This is a genomic window from Cronobacter sp. 153480017-3, assembly GCF_053627815.1.
Window position 1 is genome coordinate 40,116 of sequence record NZ_JBSEYN010000008.1, and the last position, 15,801, is coordinate 55,916.

Annotated in this window: 16 protein-coding genes; 4 read left to right on the forward strand and 12 right to left on the reverse strand. The window is 55.3% G+C overall.

Translation table 11 applies throughout. The annotated features are described in order from the left end of the window. Positions 1 to 58: 58 nt before the first annotated feature. Positions 59 to 1,237, reverse strand: a complete 1,179-nt coding sequence (locus ACUW6V_RS17175) for a sensor histidine kinase (protein WP_015387228.1) — start codon at positions 1,235 to 1,237, stop codon at positions 59 to 61. Further along, complete coding sequence (locus tag ACUW6V_RS17180) at positions 1,234 to 1,926, reverse strand: response regulator (RefSeq protein WP_007854387.1); 693 nt, start codon at positions 1,924 to 1,926, stop codon at positions 1,234 to 1,236. The genes ACUW6V_RS17175 and ACUW6V_RS17180 overlap by 4 nt, the downstream gene beginning before the upstream one ends. Positions 1,927 to 2,050: 124 nt before the next feature. Here ACUW6V_RS17180 and ACUW6V_RS17185 point away from each other — a divergent pair, with 124 nt between their 5' ends. Together ACUW6V_RS17185 and ACUW6V_RS17190 are read left to right on the forward strand one after the other, a co-directional pair. Then, entirely contained in the window at positions 2,051 to 2,821 is a 771-nt protein-coding gene (locus tag ACUW6V_RS17185) for a MipA/OmpV family protein (protein ID WP_011998933.1), read from the forward strand. Between the two features lie 161 nt (positions 2,822 to 2,982). Further along, positions 2,983 to 3,873, forward strand: coding sequence for a GNAT family protein (locus ACUW6V_RS17190; protein ID WP_011998932.1), 891 nt, complete (start codon positions 2,983 to 2,985; stop codon positions 3,871 to 3,873). A gap of 53 nt (positions 3,874 to 3,926) precedes the next feature. Here ACUW6V_RS17190 and ACUW6V_RS17195 read toward each other — a convergent pair whose 3' ends face one another. The 6 genes from ACUW6V_RS17195 to ACUW6V_RS17220 all read right to left on the reverse strand — a co-directional run bounded on the left by ACUW6V_RS17195 (position 3,927) and on the right by ACUW6V_RS17220 (position 8,884). Continuing rightward, a complete protein-coding gene (locus tag ACUW6V_RS17195) occupies positions 3,927 to 4,310 on the reverse strand; it encodes a VOC family protein (RefSeq protein WP_097566396.1) in 384 nt (127 codons plus the stop codon). A 56-nt stretch (positions 4,311 to 4,366) separates the two neighbouring features. Next, positions 4,367 to 5,062, reverse strand: a complete 696-nt coding sequence (locus ACUW6V_RS17200) for a helix-turn-helix transcriptional regulator (RefSeq protein ID WP_097566395.1) — start codon at positions 5,060 to 5,062, stop codon at positions 4,367 to 4,369. Positions 5,063 to 5,094: 32 nt separating this feature from the next. Further along, positions 5,095 to 5,634, reverse strand: a complete 540-nt coding sequence (locus ACUW6V_RS17205) for a CpmK protein (protein WP_181035588.1) — start codon at positions 5,632 to 5,634, stop codon at positions 5,095 to 5,097. Then, positions 5,631 to 6,173, reverse strand: a complete 543-nt coding sequence (locus ACUW6V_RS17210) for a carbapenem self-resistance protein CarG family protein (protein ID WP_011998928.1) — start codon at positions 6,171 to 6,173, stop codon at positions 5,631 to 5,633. Before ACUW6V_RS17210 ends, ACUW6V_RS17205 begins: the two co-directional genes overlap by 4 nt. Before the next feature lie 248 nt (positions 6,174 to 6,421). Next, positions 6,422 to 7,360, reverse strand: a complete 939-nt coding sequence (gene cpa / locus ACUW6V_RS17215; protein ID WP_032989735.1) for an omptin family outer membrane protease Cpa — start codon at positions 7,358 to 7,360, stop codon at positions 6,422 to 6,424. 315 nt (positions 7,361 to 7,675) lie between these two features. Then, complete coding sequence (locus ACUW6V_RS17220) at positions 7,676 to 8,884, reverse strand: MFS transporter (RefSeq protein ID WP_105622975.1); 1,209 nt, start codon at positions 8,882 to 8,884, stop codon at positions 7,676 to 7,678. A gap of 293 nt (positions 8,885 to 9,177) precedes the next feature. On the opposite strand from ACUW6V_RS17220, the gene ACUW6V_RS17225 reads away from it, so the two are divergent. Then, positions 9,178 to 9,708 carry a GNAT family N-acetyltransferase gene (locus ACUW6V_RS17225; protein WP_454038678.1) on the forward strand — a complete coding sequence of 177 codons (531 nt, stop codon included), beginning with the start codon at positions 9,178 to 9,180 and terminating at the stop codon, positions 9,706 to 9,708. Positions 9,709 to 9,712: 4 nt separating this feature from the next. On the opposite strand, the gene ACUW6V_RS17230 is transcribed toward ACUW6V_RS17225, so the two are convergent. The 4 genes from ACUW6V_RS17230 to ACUW6V_RS17245 all read right to left on the reverse strand — a co-directional run bounded on the left by ACUW6V_RS17230 (position 9,713) and on the right by ACUW6V_RS17245 (position 13,748). Continuing rightward, positions 9,713 to 10,771 carry a ParB/Srx family N-terminal domain-containing protein gene (locus tag ACUW6V_RS17230; protein ID WP_454038679.1) on the reverse strand — a complete coding sequence of 353 codons (1,059 nt, stop codon included), beginning with the start codon at positions 10,769 to 10,771 and terminating at the stop codon, positions 9,713 to 9,715. A 112-nt stretch (positions 10,772 to 10,883) separates the two neighbouring features. Next, a complete protein-coding gene (locus ACUW6V_RS17235; RefSeq protein WP_454038680.1) occupies positions 10,884 to 11,651 on the reverse strand; it encodes a COG4705 family protein in 768 nt (255 codons plus the stop codon). 91 nt (positions 11,652 to 11,742) lie between these two features. Further along, a complete protein-coding gene (locus tag ACUW6V_RS17240) occupies positions 11,743 to 12,366 on the reverse strand; it encodes a histidine phosphatase family protein (RefSeq protein WP_454038681.1) in 624 nt (207 codons plus the stop codon). 368 nt (positions 12,367 to 12,734) lie between these two features. Continuing rightward, on the reverse strand, positions 12,735 to 13,748 hold the full coding sequence (locus ACUW6V_RS17245) for a RepB family plasmid replication initiator protein (protein ID WP_454038682.1): 1,014 nt from the start codon (positions 13,746 to 13,748) through the stop codon (positions 12,735 to 12,737). A gap of 851 nt (positions 13,749 to 14,599) precedes the next feature. Between ACUW6V_RS17245 and ACUW6V_RS17250 the strand changes: the two genes are divergently transcribed. Further along, complete coding sequence (locus ACUW6V_RS17250; RefSeq protein WP_007887690.1) at positions 14,600 to 15,796, forward strand: AAA family ATPase; 1,197 nt, start codon at positions 14,600 to 14,602, stop codon at positions 15,794 to 15,796. Positions 15,797 to 15,801: the final 5 nt, after the last annotated feature.

Genomic DNA, 15,801 nt, shown 5'->3' on the forward strand with positions numbered 1-15,801 from the left:
CGTGGTTGCGTCGAGATTCGTTCGTTTTTGCGTCAAGAAACCATCAAGCCAGCAATTTTTATTGGCTGGCATCGACAGTGGGCAGCGTCACGCCGATCCATAAGCCGCCCCCTTCCGGCAGTGCCGCCTGGATATCGCCGCCGTGGGCCTGGCAGATTGCACGTGCGATAGAAAGCCCCAGCCCGCTGCCGCCAGAATGGCGGGCGCGAGAGGTCTCCGCGCGGGTAAAACGCTCAAACATTACCGGCAGAAAACTTTCCGCAACGCCGGGCCCGTCATCCTGAAAATCGATCCGGTAGCCTTCTGCCGTAGCGTGCAGCCGAATATCGAGCCGCCCGCCAGGTTTGCCATAGCGCAGCGTGTTTTCCATCAATACCGTAAAGACCTGCCCGAGACGCAGCGGATCGGCGTACAGCGGCGACGCCGGTGCGGCATGGATAATCACGCTGATGCCTGCCGCGTCAGCCTGCGGCTTCAGCCAGGCGGCGCGCTCGCGCAACAGTTCATCAAGGCTTATGGCTTCACGTTCGAGGATCAACTGCCCTGCGTCGGCGAGCGACAAGAGATGCAGCTCATCCGTCAGACGGTTCAGCAACTGAAGCTGCTTCATCACCATCGCCAGCTGCTGCGGATCGGACGGAAAAACGCCGTCCAGCATTCCCTGCAGGCGGCCCATTGCGGCGGTAAGCGGCGAGCGCAGCTCATGGGCCATTGCCACGTGGGAGGCGCGCAGCTCTTTTTCATACCGCGCGAGCTGGCGGGTCATGGCATTGAAATCACTCGCAAAACGCACCATTTCCGCAGGCGCTTCCCTGACCAGCTCCGCCTGACGACCGAATTCGCCCTGCGTCACCTCTTCTGCCGCCTCCCGCAACTGACTGAACTGAGCCGACAGCGGGCGGGCATATTTCAGACCCATAAAAACGATAAATGGGATCATGACCAGCACCAGCACGCTAAGCAGGAGCCAGTCGCCGGAAGCAATGGAGGGCGTGGAGTAATTCAGCCCCCACCAGGTATCCACGATGTAATGAAAACGCGCAGGATCGGCCTGCGGGTTATCCACCAGCCGGAGAAATTCGTCACGCAGCGCGGGCGGCATCCTGTGCAGATTCCAGTAATTCTGCACCGCGAAGCGCAGCCACATGCAGACGGCGATAACGATAACTGTCCCGACGGCGAGCGAAATTATGCGCCCGCAGATCCAGCGCCAGAGAGACTGATGATGGTTATTCATGGCTGGCGAAACCGGTAACCGATGCCGCGCACATTGACCAGCACCCCGCGCAGGCCGCTATTCTCAAGCTTTCTGCGCAGGTTATAGATGTGCGTGTCGACAACGCGCTCCAGCGCCTCGCTCTCCGGCAGGCAGCGCTCAAGCAGGTACTGACGGGAAAAAGGACGCGTGGGATGGCGCATTAGCTCGGTAAGCAAAGAAAATTCGGTGGGAGTGAGCTCAAGGTATGTGGTCACGCCGTCCCGGTCTGTCGTCGCGGTGATAGCGACTGTATCCACGGTGAGCGTTTCCCAGCGCAGTATTTCGTCCTGCACAGGTGCTTTGCAACTCCGACGCAGCACCGCCTGCACGCGCGCGACCACTTCGCCAGGATGATAAGGCTTCACCACATAATCATCGGCCCCGTAGCGCAGCGCGCCGATGCGATCGGGCGTATCGCCCATGGCCGTCACCATGATCACCGGAACATCGCTGCTGCGCCGCAGGGTCGCCAGCACTTCGGTGCCGTTCATGACAGGCAGCATCACATCCAGCAGCACCAGATCCGGTTTCCAGCGTTGCGCTTTTTCAAGCCCGCTGCGGCCATCTCCCGCGATCGCCACGTCGTAATTTTCACGCCGTAGATAGGCCTCCAGTACGCTGGCCGCATCGGCGTCATCCTCAATCACAAGTACCCTTTTGGTTGTCATCTGTTCACCTTGACAGTTTCTTAACAGTTTCCTGACCGTTCATTGATATGAGTGGCCCAGAATGCGCGTCGAACACGGTAGCCAGCCGTTCAGCCATACATTCTCTCGTCCAAAAGGAGACACGATGATAATACGAAACCGGGCGCTGTCCATGCTCATCCTGTTGCCAGGTATTGCCATCGCACAGGAGCCTCCGCCGGACAGCCTGACGGTGGGCGCAGCCGCGGAGTATGCGCCCCGCTACAGCGGTGACAATCATAATACGTGGTCTGGAGTTCCCGTCGTGCAGGCGAGGCACGGCGCGTTCTTTTTCGATACGGAAAAGGGGCTCGGATACGATCTGCAAACCGACAACGGGCTGTGGTTTGAACATTCGCTGGGCGTGAGCCTGGGGCGCGGGGAGAAAAACAGCGCCTGGCGCGAGGGAGCGGATTCGCTTAAAGGCATGGGCAACATCAAAACCGCGCTGAATACCCGCCTCGCGCTCGGCTGGTCGGTCACGCCGTGGCTGACGCTGGAAGGCCAGGCAACACTGCCGCTCACCGACAGCCAGGGCATGCAGTATCAGACATCGTTCACACTGGTGCCCTTCCAGAGCAAGGCTGACACGCTGGCACTGGAGTCGGCAGCCCTCTTCGGCGACAGCCGCTACCTCAATACTTTTTACGGGGTCGATGCGCAGCAAAGCGCACGCTCTGGTTATACGCCTTACCGCACCAGCGGCGGGTTTTATGGCGTCAGCAATAACCTGAGCTGGAGCCACCAGTTTGATGCGCACTGGGGCGCGACCCTCAGCGCCGGTTACACATGGCTTGCTGATAAAGCCGACAACAGCCCGATTGTGCATACACGTAACCAGACGACCACCGCGCTGGCAGTGACATACACCTTCTGAGGGCGCGTGCACAACCACACACCAGACAAAGGTGACGCTGCGCGTGTGCTTAATGTTCTCTTAACCTGGCGAGAGGACAATGGCGGATATTTTCTGCCTGACTGTCTATTTAAAGTCACGTTTAACGCATTTTCACAGCAATTTTATACAGGTGCAGCACTATGCAGTTCAAAAACGTCATCGGAAACCTGACAGGCTGGCAACCCTGTGACGCGGCCCATTACGCGCGGATATACCATCAGTTCGGCGGTTCGATTTGCTGTCATCCTGATGTGCTGCATTTCTTAAGTCGTGAGCAAAATCTGACGCTCCGTTATTTCGCGCTCAGAGATGGTAATGAAGATACAGGTGCCTGCTTTTCCGTCAATGGAAAGTGCAGCCTGCAGAACCGGCATTATCCTGTTGTCTTTGATGATGTGTTATTCCCCCTGCGCGCCAATAAACGCGGCTATCTGCCGGTCACCAATAAACGCCTTTCACCCCACCATAAAGGCGCGTTTGTGAATGCGCTTTTCTCCGGGCGACTTAAGCATAAGGTTGCGTATATCAAAGAGAGCATCTCGAAAACGTCGGAGAAAAAGCGCCGCAAGGAGTTTGAGAAATTCTGCGCCATGGGTGGTGTGGTGCGTGACGCGAGCCATTTTTCCTCAGAAGAGTTAGCCGCGATATATATCGAGCTTTTCACCCTGCGCTGGCAGGGAAAAATTTACTGCTTTAAATATGAAGATCTGGTGCGCACCTTTGATGCGCTGCGGCACCTGATTTTTGGCAGCATACTGTTTCTGCATGACAGGCCCTGCGCGTTCGATATTATTTTTATGTGCAACAACCCTGAGTGGATCTATTTCGATGATATCAATGGCGGCTACGATCCGCAGTACACCACCCTCAATCTGGGCAGCATTTTGTTATGGCTGAATACAAGCAACGCCCGTGCACTATGCGCCAGAGAAAATAAGACGATGCGTTTTTCGCTCGGGATCTATAAAGCGTTCTGGAGCTATAAAAAACAGTGGTGCGATATTATCCCGCTCGGCAGAACTTTTTTCTGACTAGGGGCGTGAATGCAGGAAAACTGGCGCTGACCAGTTTTCCTCACTGCTGGTCACATTTCCGGATTGAGATAACAGACGCGCAAACGGTGGCCGTCCGGGTCCATCGCCGCGAAGGTGTAACCGAAATCAAGCTCGACCGGGCTCTGGATCACCGTCGCGTGACGCTCCATGCACCACAGCGTATAGAAATGTTCGACCTCGTCCCGCGCCTGCACCTTAAAGACGATTTCACCCGATGGCACTAGCGCACGCTGATTCACGACCGGCTCAACCGTATAGCATGACCACAGCCCCAGCTTAAAACCGTTCTCCAGCACGAATAACGCGAACGTAGGTTGTTTCTCAACCGGCTCGCAGCCGAGCAGCGTGGAATAAAACTCAGCGCTCTTAAGGACGTTCTCAACATAGAGAATAGACATATCGGCAGTGATCATTTGGCTCTCCTTGTGTGGTGAGCCATGACAGTAACAGCGGGGTGTGACAGTTTTTGTCAGTAGGTTTTTGCCTGCTCAATCCCTTCCGCGCTCTTCCACTCTTTCAGCAATTTATAGCGCGATTGCGGACACAACTGCTCACTAATGGCCACCTGTTGCATCCGGTCGATACGAAAATGGCGGAACGCCTGGCGCAGCTCGCACCAGCACGCCAGTACCCTGACCGCGTCAAAAAAACCCAGCGCAATCGGCCACACGAGACGCGATGACGCCGTGCCGTCTTTATCGGTATAGACCAGCTCAAGCTTTCTGCGCTGATGGATTGCGCTGCGAATATCCGTCAGAAACCGAAGGCTACCTTCATTGCCGGTCGGTGCCACCATCAGCGACGGGGAATTTATCTGCTGCGCGAGATTCTCCGGAAGAATGGCGTGAATTTTCGCCACCGCGTTACGGGCCGCGGCTTCCAGTTGCGGGTCGGTATGGCGCATCACCCAGTGCAGGCCGAGTATCAGCGCGTCAACTTCATGCGCATCAAACATCAGCGGCGGTAGGTGGTAATCGGATTGCAGGACATAACCAATCCCCGCGCTGCCTTCGATATCCACACCCTGCATTTTCAGCGTCTCGATATCGCGATAAATACTGCGCACGCTGATATTAAGCCGTTCCGCGAGCGTCATCGCCGTCACCGGGTAACGGTGGGATCGCAAAAGCTGGAGCAGTTCTAAAAGCCGTTGTGTCCGGGTCATGTCGGGTCTCGGGTGCAGTACGTGTTATGCGATCAGTAAAGTAAATCCAGCGGTTCTGGCCCGCGGTCGAGCCGGAATTTGCCATTATCCCCGCGAATAAAAATGGCCTGATAATGCACCTTATCGATACCGCTGATGAGATTATCCAGCTCTGAATCCGCCATACGCAGAGCGGGCGTCTTAGCCCATTGCGGCAGCGCTGGAATATCATACGTGAAGGTCGCCTGGATGCCATCGCGCTGCGGCTTAACCTCCAGCATTTTGACGCGCATTTTTCCGTAGCAGAAATCATGATGCCGGTGAAATTCCGCGCGCCCTTTGGGCGTCAGCGCCCAGGTTTTTTGAGAGCCTTCGCGCCTGCTCACGACAAGCCCGGCATCCACCAGCGCTGCCATCCGGGCGTGCAGCCAGGCATCAGCGCCCGCGCGGCTTGTTACCGGCCAGGCCGTTTCGCCAAGACACAGCGACCGGGCGTTGAGCGCCTGCTGTAGCAGCGCACGATAAGGCGCGGCCTGCTGCGCCATACTGTTCGTACTGATGAGGAGCATGGCCAGCGCCGCCCGCCGCTTCAAAGAAATTTATCCATATTCAGTGTGCGAAAAGCCTCGTCCACATCGCTGTAAGCGGCGTCCGTCACGTAACTGCCGGACGGCTGCCAGAAAAAGGCCGCGACGCCCGGATCGGCGGTATTACTGGCTATCCGGTAGCGCGTGAACTTCACTTTCGTGGCATCGGTTAAATCAGTACTTTCTGAAGACTCTGCCATTTTCACCGCCCGGACCAGATAAAAAATATGATTAACCTGATACGGTTCATAGCCGCTGATTTTCGTGGTTGAGGCGGAAAGCCGAAAATCGCTCCACGTAAAGCCATCGTCATCCGGCACCGGAACAATCAGCCAGGCGTGGTCTTTCTGAATATAAACCGTCAGCGTGCTGCTGGGGTGGGAGGTATTATTGTCATAGGTGGCGCTGAAAATCAGATCGTTCGCGCCATCCTGATTGATATCCAGCGTGTTCGGGCCATCTTTCAGCGCCACGGGAACAGCCTGGCCGGCACAGACATAGCCCGCCATGAGCAGAGAGGCGATAAACAGCGCGCTCAGTTTCATCTCAATGGATCCTTTTGAAATAAGTATTGTCGGCAGAAAAATCGCCTTTCGCCAGCGCCAGTCGCCTGACGAAATATAGCATGATGGAAGTTCGCTTTCTGATCCACATATCGATTGAGGATATTCTTCAGAAGCGTGCAGTTTTAGCGGGGAACAGCCACGAGGAAAGGGATTAAGAAATGTTGACGAGGTTATCGGTACAGGTTATGTGTGAAAAAAACCCGCCGGCAGCGGGTTTTTTAACGGCATCAGAAACGGTACTGAAGACCTGCGGTAATTGTATAGTTTTTGTTTTGCAGGCCGGCGGCATCGCCATTATCCGAAAAAGACGTTCCGGTCGCGTTATTAATCATCTGCGTACCGCTTTTCCCTTCCTCATAGCGGTTATAGCTGAACTCAGCGAAAAGTTTCGTATTCGGGAGCACATAATAACCGGCATCAACGGCGAGGCCATAGTAACGGGAGTCGTTAGCTTTTTCACGGAACGTCAGATCGCGCATATAATGCTCGTCGTTATCCTTCGCGGTCACCCAGTCGCTGAATTTAAACTGCGCGTTCACTTCAAAGTCCTGATAACGATACTGACCGGTCAGGCCAATATACGGCATGCTGTATTTCTGCTGGTAACCGATACCGCGGGCACCGTTCGGGAAGCTGCCAACATCATTGCCATTCGCATAGTTAAAGGAGCCGCCATAGGCGGTCCAGCTGAAACGGGTTTGTTGATAACCGGCCATAACGCCGACTTTATAATCATCCCCTTTCAGTACCCAGCCTTTCAGGTTTAAATCATATTCATTGGCATAATTCAGATCGGTATCAGGATGGCGCGAACGATCGGTCCAGTGAGACTGATCTTCTTTTTGCCAGTCATAATCTTCCATATGCCCGTTACCAGAACTCAGGGTTGTCCAGCCGCGCGCATTCAGGGTCAGGAAAGGCCATGCATCCCAGGAAACATCGCCTTTAAGGATGAGATTATTTTTAATTTTCCAGTTCAGCTGACTGATTTTACGACCTGTACTGGAGTCATATACAAATTCTTTCGACTCCCCTGCCAGCATCCCCAGTGATGTGGAGACAGCCACGCTTTGCGCAGAAAAATCCGGCATCAGTGTTACAGAAGAAGCGGCATTCGCCGAGCCGGAAGCAGCTATCATCGCCACGACAATAAGTTTCTTATTCATATATTAATCCATTAAATTTTTACGCACATTAAAAATGCGCGTAAAGAATATCCCTGTAGATATAGGTATTCAACCGACGCTGCAGATGACTCTGAAATATGGCAGGTTCGGCAAAAAATCTCTCAAGTTTTTAGAATAGCTGACGATAGTAGTAAGTTTGCAATATTTCTGCCTGTAAAGAATTTGCTTATAGCGCTTACCCGCTACCGCTACGCTTCAGGCGTTTCATTTTATTTTGTGGCTTTATTATTCGCGGGCTAATAAAATCGCGTGATGTTATATTGCGCCAGCGCCGATCGCCTGGCGCAATATAGGCTAATAACGGTTTAATGACGCCGCCGCTCGCCGCTTTTCAGCCAGCAGCGCTATCATGGCGACGACCAGCGGCACCAGCGAGCACCACAGCACGGCGTTCCAGCCAACCAGCGTCAGCAGGGCACCAGAAGAAAACGAGCCCACGATCATCACGCCAAATACCACAAAATCATTCAGCGACTGCACACGGTTTTTCTCCTCCGGGCGGTGATAGTCAAGGATTTGGGCCGACGCGCCGGTAAAACCGAAATTCCAGCCAACACCCAGCAAAATGAGCAACAGCCAGTAATGCCCGACCGCCGTTCCGGCAAGGCCCGCCGCGACAGAAAGCGCCGAGATTGCAAGCCCCAGTGCGGCGATGCGCGTGGCACCAAAACGGGTAATCAGCTTGCCGGTAAAGAAACCCGGCGCGTACATCGTAATGACATGCCACTGAATGCCCAGATTCGCATCCTGTAATGAAAGACCATGCATATGCATCGACAGCGGCGTGGCGGTCATCAGAAAGTTCATCACCATATACGCCACCGCGCCGCTGAATACGGTGCGGCTGAAGCCCGGCTGGCGCACGATGTCACGAAGCGGTCGTCCGCGTACCTGATGTTCCGGCGCGACCGGATCGGGCGCTTTGACGCCCCAGAGCACCACCGCGGACACCGCCGCCACCAGCGCCTGCGCAAGGTATGTGGCGGCAAAGGTATAGGGCGGCCAGAGATCCATCGTACCGTTGACCAGCATCGGGCCGACAATGCCTGCCGCCACGCCGCCGCCCATCACCAGCGACAGCGCCCTCGCCCGCCGTTCGCGCGCCACGCCATCGGTGGCCGCGAAGCGAAATGACACCGCGACGGCGGCATACGCGCCACTCATAAACCCGGCGATGCAAAAGAGCCAGAAGGAGCCGGTCACCACAGCAAAGGCTGCGGTCAGCCCGGTCAGCACGCCCGTACTGGTACCTGCCATAAACGCCGCGCGGCGGCCATAACGGCGGGCAAGCGCGCCAAAAGGCAGGATCAGCGCAGCCATCCCGACAACGAAAATCGTCAGCGGCAGCGTCGCCAGCGCCTTATCGGGTGCCATCACGTCACCGACAATCGCCCCGGTCGCGTAAAACACCACCGAATTTGCGCCCGCGAGCGCCTGGGCCGTCGCCAGCCGAAAAATATTCCTGTTCTGCTGCCCGACAGGCAGGGTAACTTCCGCACGCATTACTACTCCTTTCGTCGTGGTCGCGAGGCGACACGCATGATGACAGGGAACCGGTAGCGGCCCGTCCCTGCTTCGCCCGATATATCTTTACACTTTAACCATAAACTATTTTTTGAAGGCCGTTCAGTCACTTAACACGAGCCGCCGAAAAATCTCCAGAAAACCAGACCGGCGGATTATTCGACTGGTCAACTCTCCTTAGGCGTTATCTTTTTCCTTATGACCAGACGGTGAGTCGTTCTGTATCCGCATCTGCGCTATAACAGAGGCGGCGCAATTTTGAGGAAATACGTATGTTTGCAGAGACGGCGCGTCTGCGGCTGCGGCCGGTCACAGAGACAGATGTGGACGATTTATTCCGGATTTACGGCTCTCCGGCGACCAATATCTTTAACCCGGCGGGGCCGTACCCCAACCGCGCGCACGCGGAAGGTGTGATGGATCGCTGGCTGACGCACTGGCAGGCTTATGGTTTTAGGAACTGGCGCATCGCGTTAACCACCGCGCCCGATGAGACCATCGGTTTTGGCGGGCTGAGCATCCGCCGCTATGCGGACATGGAAATGAATAATCTCGGTTACCGTTTTGCGACGCAGGCGTGGGGACAGGGGCTGGCGACAGAGTTCGCCCGCTTCGCCGTTCGCTATGGGTTTGAAGATCTGGCGCTTGAGGCAGTCTCTGCGGTAGTGCGCAGCAATCATCTGGCGTCTCGCAAAGTGCTGACGCACGCAGGATTGCGCTACGTGCGTGAGATCCATGATGTCGATAACGCGCCGCCGAGCCTGCTGTACACTCTGGCTCGCGACGAGTGGCGCGCTTTGTAAGCCTTCACCCGGCGTCGTCGACCGGGTTTTCCGTGCCGTTAAGGACATTCTCAAGATACGTCGTCTGCCCATGGCGCCGCAGGTAAGCCGTGACCTCACGCGCCCAGCCTTCGCCGTTGCCTAGCGTGGCGCGGCTGTGCGTTTCGGCGTAAAGGTAACGCCGGTCCCACAGATTAATTAACGTCTGATTAATGCCATCAATATTGCAGCCCGGATTGTTCGCCTGCTGTAACGCCAGCGCCCGCTGCACCCGCTCGCGCTGCGCCTCGTCCGCCGGGAACTCCCGCTCGGCATATTCGCTCAGCACCAGGAATGACGGCGGGATGCCTTCTTCCATCGCGGCGTGCAGGCGATAATGGCCATCCAGCACGATATAAGACGCCAGCCCGGCGACATACCAGACAAGCACCGGCGGCAGCGCGCCCTCGCGGCATTTTTTACGCCACCACTTAAGACGCCCGGCGTACGGATCAACCGGATAACGGCCCATCAGCAGATGACCGCCCCACCACCAGTCCACCAGCCGGACGTGCTCCGGATCAGTGAGCGAGCGAAAATCTTCGCCGTAAAGCGCCCAGTCCACACCCCAGTCGCCTGCGCTGGGGGGCGTTTTGAAATACCACTGGTCGATGTCGGGCGTGGTGTTGCGCAGGTATGACGACTGGCGTTTTGCGGGCAGCATCGGGCGCAACAGCCAGTCGCGCGGCGCCAGCAGCGGCGCGGGAGAATCCATCAATTGCCGCGCGAAATAGCGGCACCACTCGCCCGTCCAGGCGGCGTCGCCCTTACGTTTTATGGCTTCAATGTCTTCGGAGCGCACCGGCGGCAGCAGATTGAGTTGATCGGGATGTTCACGGTTGGTAACGAGCCAGACGCCGGAATAGTCTTTCAGCATTGAGGCCCAGAAAAGCGTTTCGCCGCGCAGCTGCAACGCCATGCGTCCGTGATGTCCGCTCAGCATCTCCAGCGCCAGGCCTGAGGGCGTTTCGCCCTTTACCGTCAGCGCAAGCCCCAGCCAGGCGTCGCTACGATCGTGTAAATCTTTCCACCAGTAATGTGTCATGCAAGCTCCCTGCGTGTGTACTAACAGACAGTGTACGGCACAGGGCAACCGTTATGAAGGGAAATGCAGAGAGGAGAACCCGCGGCGGGTACCGCGGGTGAGAAGGAAAAATTCAAAATACCGGCGCGCGTTTTTTCAGCGCCGCTCGATGCGGGAACACCCACAGGCAGACCAGGATAAGACCAATCAGTGTAAGGGATGCGCCGTAACGGCTGAGCTCAAGGCCGCCTTTGGTGATGGGTTTATCGAGGAAATCGCCCACCACCGCGCCGAGCGGTCGGGTGAGGATAAACGCGGCCCAGAACAACACGGTGCGCGAAATCGAGGTAAAGCGGCTCGCCAGCCAGATAACCGCCAGTGCGCCGACGAACAGCAGGATGCCGCCGTCATAACCGAAGCCTTCGCTGTCTGCGGTCCAGTCGCCGAGCGCCGTGCCGAGCGTCTGGGAGAACATAATCGTCACCCAGTAGAAGCTTTCGGTACGCACGCTGTTTACCGAATCCACGGCAATGGTGCCGCATGTTACCCGCCAGACCAGAAGCGAAAGCACCAGCAGACTACTCAACAGCACCGTACCGCCGAGATAACCGATACCTAATGAGCGGTCGGCGAAATCCGCAAGCGTGGTGCCGACCGTCGTGGTGGCGACCACCGTGAACCAGTAGATCCACTTATTAAAGCTGTGATGGCGGATTTGCACGAACACCGCCGCGAGGAAGATCGCCGCGAAGATGAGCGTGCCGGTGAGATAACCGAGATCCATCGACATCGTGACCGCGTCGCCGCCGGTTTCACCCAGCGTGGTCGCGGCGATTTTCGTCAGCCAGAACGCGGCGGTGACGGCAGGAACTTTGCTGAGCGCAGAGGTATTGTTTTGCATAAAGTGTGCTCCGGTACGGCCCGACAGGGGCAGGATCCAGAGTGAAGTTATAGGATTAATCTTAAGGAAGACTTAAGGACGGGAAGGTTTTTTACGTTTGTGACAGGTGTCGCAGATGGGTCGCGATGCCCCACTGAATGACGTCGCAGCGGCCGGGAACGCCCCTTAAAAGCGTATAGCTCGCATTCGGCTGCGCATAGCGCGGGAAGTTATCCGGCACGCCTTCTTTAAGAACAGCCAGCGCGCCCTGAAGGATATGCCCGTGCGTCACGACGCAGCAGGTTGCGTATGAGGTTGCTGCAAGCTCATTCTGGATAAAAGTCAGCAGACGCTGCGCGGCATACGCGAGCGATTCACCGCCGGGCGGCGTAAATAACGCATCGGTTGAAAACAGCGCTTCTGCGCTGAGAGGGTAATCACGCTGCAACTGCACCCGCGACAGGCCTTCGTAATCACCAAACGCCTGCTCACGTAATAGAGGCTCAACAGAGAGTGAGCAGCGAAAATGGCTCGCGGTGGCGTCACCCATATGGCGCGCGCGGCCCGCGGGAGATGTGTACACCGCGTCAACAGAGGGGAATTCGTGCGCCAGAGCAGTCAGGAGCGCTGTGGTTTCCTGCAAGCCACGCGCCGTCAGCGCGCTGTCATGATGCCCCTGAATGAGCCCGCCGCGGTTCCATTCTGTTTCAGCATGACGGATAAGGAGAAGGTTCATAACGTCATTCCCTGCAAAAAAGCGGTTCCGGTCACAGACCGCCATGCTAAAACGGTAAAGGCACCCTGTTTCCGTTATGGAAAAGACAGAAGACTCGCGGAAAATTATGAAGGTAATCACTCGCCACGCTCTTTTACCTCTAACTCGCTGTTTTTACAGAATTAAGAATCAGAGTTTCACGCTGAAATCGCCAGACCATTCACGGTGTTTCAGGATCCAATGTGGCACATGAGCTTTGTATCCACTGTAGAGAGTATGCAGGCATGAAACATCCACTAAGGAGAGTAACATCCACTATAGATAGCAAAATCCACTGTAGCGAGCATAAGAGTAAAACCTCCACATGCCGTACTCACTACAGTGGATATTCAGATCTGGCCTTTACGGATTTTTTCCAGCAGCGCCAGTTCTTCTTTGGTCAGCATTACCATCTCGCCCTGCTCCTCCGGTACAGCGCTGTTTTCTACCGGCAACTCATCACCGACAGGCAGCGCGCCTGGCAGGCTTTGTGGGCGAAGTTTTGGCCTTCTGTAGTGGATATGAAAGTAGACTACCCGCCCGCGCTTGATCTCGGTGTAATCGAGATAGCCAATCTCCTTGAGCTGCTCCATCGCCTTACGCACGGTGGAGTTCTGCGTGATGGTGCGGGAGGTGAGATTCAGGCGCGCGCGCAGACGTGCAAGCGAGACCGGCGCCGGGTTAGGCGGCAGGCTCTCAATAAACGTATACAGCGCCTGAGCAGATTCCTTACGCGAAAGCTCATTTATGGCCCGCAGCTGCAGCAGAACTTTTTTATCGAACTGGTACAGCTCAAAGATTTTCGGATCGGCCTGCAGCGTCACTTCATCCTTTTTGGCACTGTACTTGGCGGACTGCACCAGGTGCGTGACGTAATACTCCCCTTCTTTATTGCTGAAGGAGATGGTATTAGTGGCGATACGGGTCAGCGAGGCATCAAGACGTTTACGCAGCTTTGCCGACGAACGCGCCGAAGGAATACCACACAGCTTCACGAACTCCACAAACGGCAGCGTCACGCTGTCGCCAAGCACGTTGTATTTGGCGAAAGCATGGATGATCCCGACCCAGGTTTTGAAGTCGTTATCCATGTCCAGGCGGGCACCGGTGATTTTGATATTTTCGTAGCCTTCGGATTTAACGAGCGAGAGCTGTTTCAGCTCTTCTGTCACATCCATCGAGGACATCTGGCCTTTACGGCCACGGGCGGTGGATTTCAGCGTCGGGACAAACAGGCCAAGGCGCATCAGCGCGACCGGCTGTACCGTGTTGTTACGGTTCGGCATCAGCGTGACCACTTCGCCGGTTTTACGATCCAGTTCACTGAAGGCATCGTTGATATTGATGTTCTCTTCATCAGCCACGTGCGGGGTCTCCTGTCCTGAATGCCGGTGCTTACTCACCATAGTGGTTATTATCTTCGCCAGTGAGAGTATCACTCACCATAGTGGATATGTCACATGCTTATCCGCGCTGTTTACTCTCCACAGTGGATGTTTGCTCACTACAGTGGTTATTTACTCTCCGTAGTGGTTGTTTTAGTTGATAGCGTGACAGGATCCAGTCATTTACTCGCTATAGTGGATAGCCCGAACGCATACAGGAGCATGTCAGTCTGTTACAGTCACCCGCAGCCAGACATAAAAGACGTACTGACGCTGTGAATAAACATGTTGATGCGCAGGAGTAACTTGACAAGAAGAAGGTGAAACCCTTTTTAATACAGTCAGTTATAAAGAGAGGGCCGTCATGGAAAAGTCCTGCGTTTTACTCGCTACAGTGGATGCCAGGCACTCTCTTCAGCCGTTACTCTCCTCGCTACAGTGGTTATCCGGCTCGCTTCAGTGGATGTTCTGCTCGCTATAGTGGTTAGAAACTGCCGCAACCTTCTGATCGTATTAAGAAATTCAGAAAAGGGATCTTTAAGGATCATATAAGGGATCTTATCTGGATCGAAAACTTAGATCTGGCCTGTGGATAAAATCAGGTCATATGCATCCCACGCCCCATTTAACCTCCGCTCTTTTGCGCTTCCTCAAACGAACGGCTGACGCACGTTCGTTTTTGCGGTGAGCGCTGCTGATTCTGGCACTAACCTCTTATGACGTCAGCGATTTGAACACGCGCACACAAGTACAACATTTATGTTTACCACCTGACTTTTATGCTGTATTTTCGTTTAAATTAATAAATCCTGCATACAGTGAGTGTTATGATGGATAATGAGCAGCAGTTAACGAAAGTTGCCGAACGTTCAGAAAGAATGCTTCTCGGGCTGACCGAGCAGATCCAGCATCAGAAAGATGAGCTTCAGGAAAACACCTTCTATCAGGTCTACGCCAAAGCGGCACTGGCCAAACTTCCGCGACTGACCCGCGCCAGCGTTGATTACGCCGTCAGTGAGATGGAAGCAAACGGATACGTCTTTGATAAACGCGCGGCGGGCTCTTCCACCAAGTATGCGATGTCCGTTCAGAATATTATCGATCTCTACCATCACCGTGGCGTGCCTAAATACCGCGACCGTCATGATGAAGCGTTCACCATTTTTGTTGGTAATCTGAAAGGCGGCGTCTCCAAAACGGTTTCCACGGTTTCCCTTGCCCATGCGCTCCGTGTGCATCCTCACCTGCTGTTTGAAGATCTGCGCATTCTGGTGATCGATCTCGATCCGCAGTCTTCCGCGACCATGTTCCTTAATCACACCCGCGCCGTGGGCACGGTCGATACCACCAGCGCGCAGGCCATGCTGCAGAATGTGTCTCGCGAAGAGTTGCTGGAAGAGTTCATTGTGCCGTCGATTGTGCCGGGCGTGGACGTGATGCCGGCTTCGATTGAAGACGCCTTTATCGCCTCGCGCTGGGAAGAGCTCTGTGCGGAGCATCTGCCGGGCACCAGTATTTATGGTGTCCTGCGCCAGAACATCATCGATAAGATTGCCAGAGACTACGATTTTATTTTTGTCGACAGCGGCCCGCATCTGGATGCGTTCCTGATGAACGCGATTGCCGCCTCGGACGTTCTGTTTACACCGGTGCCACCTGCGCAGGTAGATTTCCACTCGACGCTCAAATACCTGACGCGTCTGCCGGAGCTCATCGCGCTGATCGAAGAGTCCGGCTGTCGGGTGAGACTGCAGAAAAACATCGGCTTTATGTCGAAGCTGCTCAATAAGGCAGATCACAAGCTCTGTCACAGCCTCGCCAAAGAGATTTTCGGCGGCGATATGCTGGATGTCGCCCTGCCCCGCCTGGACGGCTTTGAGCGCTGCGGAGAGTCATTTGATACGGTGATTTCCGCAAACCCCGCCACTTACATCGGCAGCAGCGAGGCGCTGAAAAATGCGCGTGCCGCGGCTGAAGATTTCGCCAAAGCGGTTTTTGACCGCATTGAATTTATTCGTATGAGCTGAGAATA

Coding starts and splice junctions, on each gene's coding strand:
- ACUW6V_RS17175 (WP_015387228.1), bottom strand. CDS start 1,237: ATGAATAACCATCATCAGTCTCTCTGGCGCTGGATCTGCGGGCGCATA.
- ACUW6V_RS17180 (WP_007854387.1), bottom strand. CDS start 1,926: ATGACAACCAAAAGGGTACTTGTGATTGAGGATGACGCCGATGCGGCC.
- ACUW6V_RS17185 (WP_011998933.1), top strand. CDS start 2,051: ATGATAATACGAAACCGGGCGCTGTCCATGCTCATCCTGTTGCCAGGT.
- ACUW6V_RS17190 (WP_011998932.1), top strand. CDS start 2,983: ATGCAGTTCAAAAACGTCATCGGAAACCTGACAGGCTGGCAACCCTGT.
- ACUW6V_RS17195 (WP_097566396.1), bottom strand. CDS start 4,310: ATGATCACTGCCGATATGTCTATTCTCTATGTTGAGAACGTCCTTAAG.
- ACUW6V_RS17200 (WP_097566395.1), bottom strand. CDS start 5,062: ATGACCCGGACACAACGGCTTTTAGAACTGCTCCAGCTTTTGCGATCC.
- ACUW6V_RS17210 (WP_011998928.1), bottom strand. CDS start 6,173: ATGAAACTGAGCGCGCTGTTTATCGCCTCTCTGCTCATGGCGGGCTAT.
- cpa (WP_032989735.1), bottom strand. CDS start 7,360: ATGAATAAGAAACTTATTGTCGTGGCGATGATAGCTGCTTCCGGCTCG.
- ACUW6V_RS17220 (WP_105622975.1), bottom strand. CDS start 8,884: ATGCGTGCGGAAGTTACCCTGCCTGTCGGGCAGCAGAACAGGAATATT.
- ACUW6V_RS17225 (WP_454038678.1), top strand. CDS start 9,178: ATGTTTGCAGAGACGGCGCGTCTGCGGCTGCGGCCGGTCACAGAGACA.
- ACUW6V_RS17230 (WP_454038679.1), bottom strand. CDS start 10,771: ATGACACATTACTGGTGGAAAGATTTACACGATCGTAGCGACGCCTGG.
- ACUW6V_RS17235 (WP_454038680.1), bottom strand. CDS start 11,651: ATGCAAAACAATACCTCTGCGCTCAGCAAAGTTCCTGCCGTCACCGCC.
- ACUW6V_RS17240 (WP_454038681.1), bottom strand. CDS start 12,366: ATGAACCTTCTCCTTATCCGTCATGCTGAAACAGAATGGAACCGCGGC.
- ACUW6V_RS17250 (WP_007887690.1), top strand. CDS start 14,600: ATGGATAATGAGCAGCAGTTAACGAAAGTTGCCGAACGTTCAGAAAGA.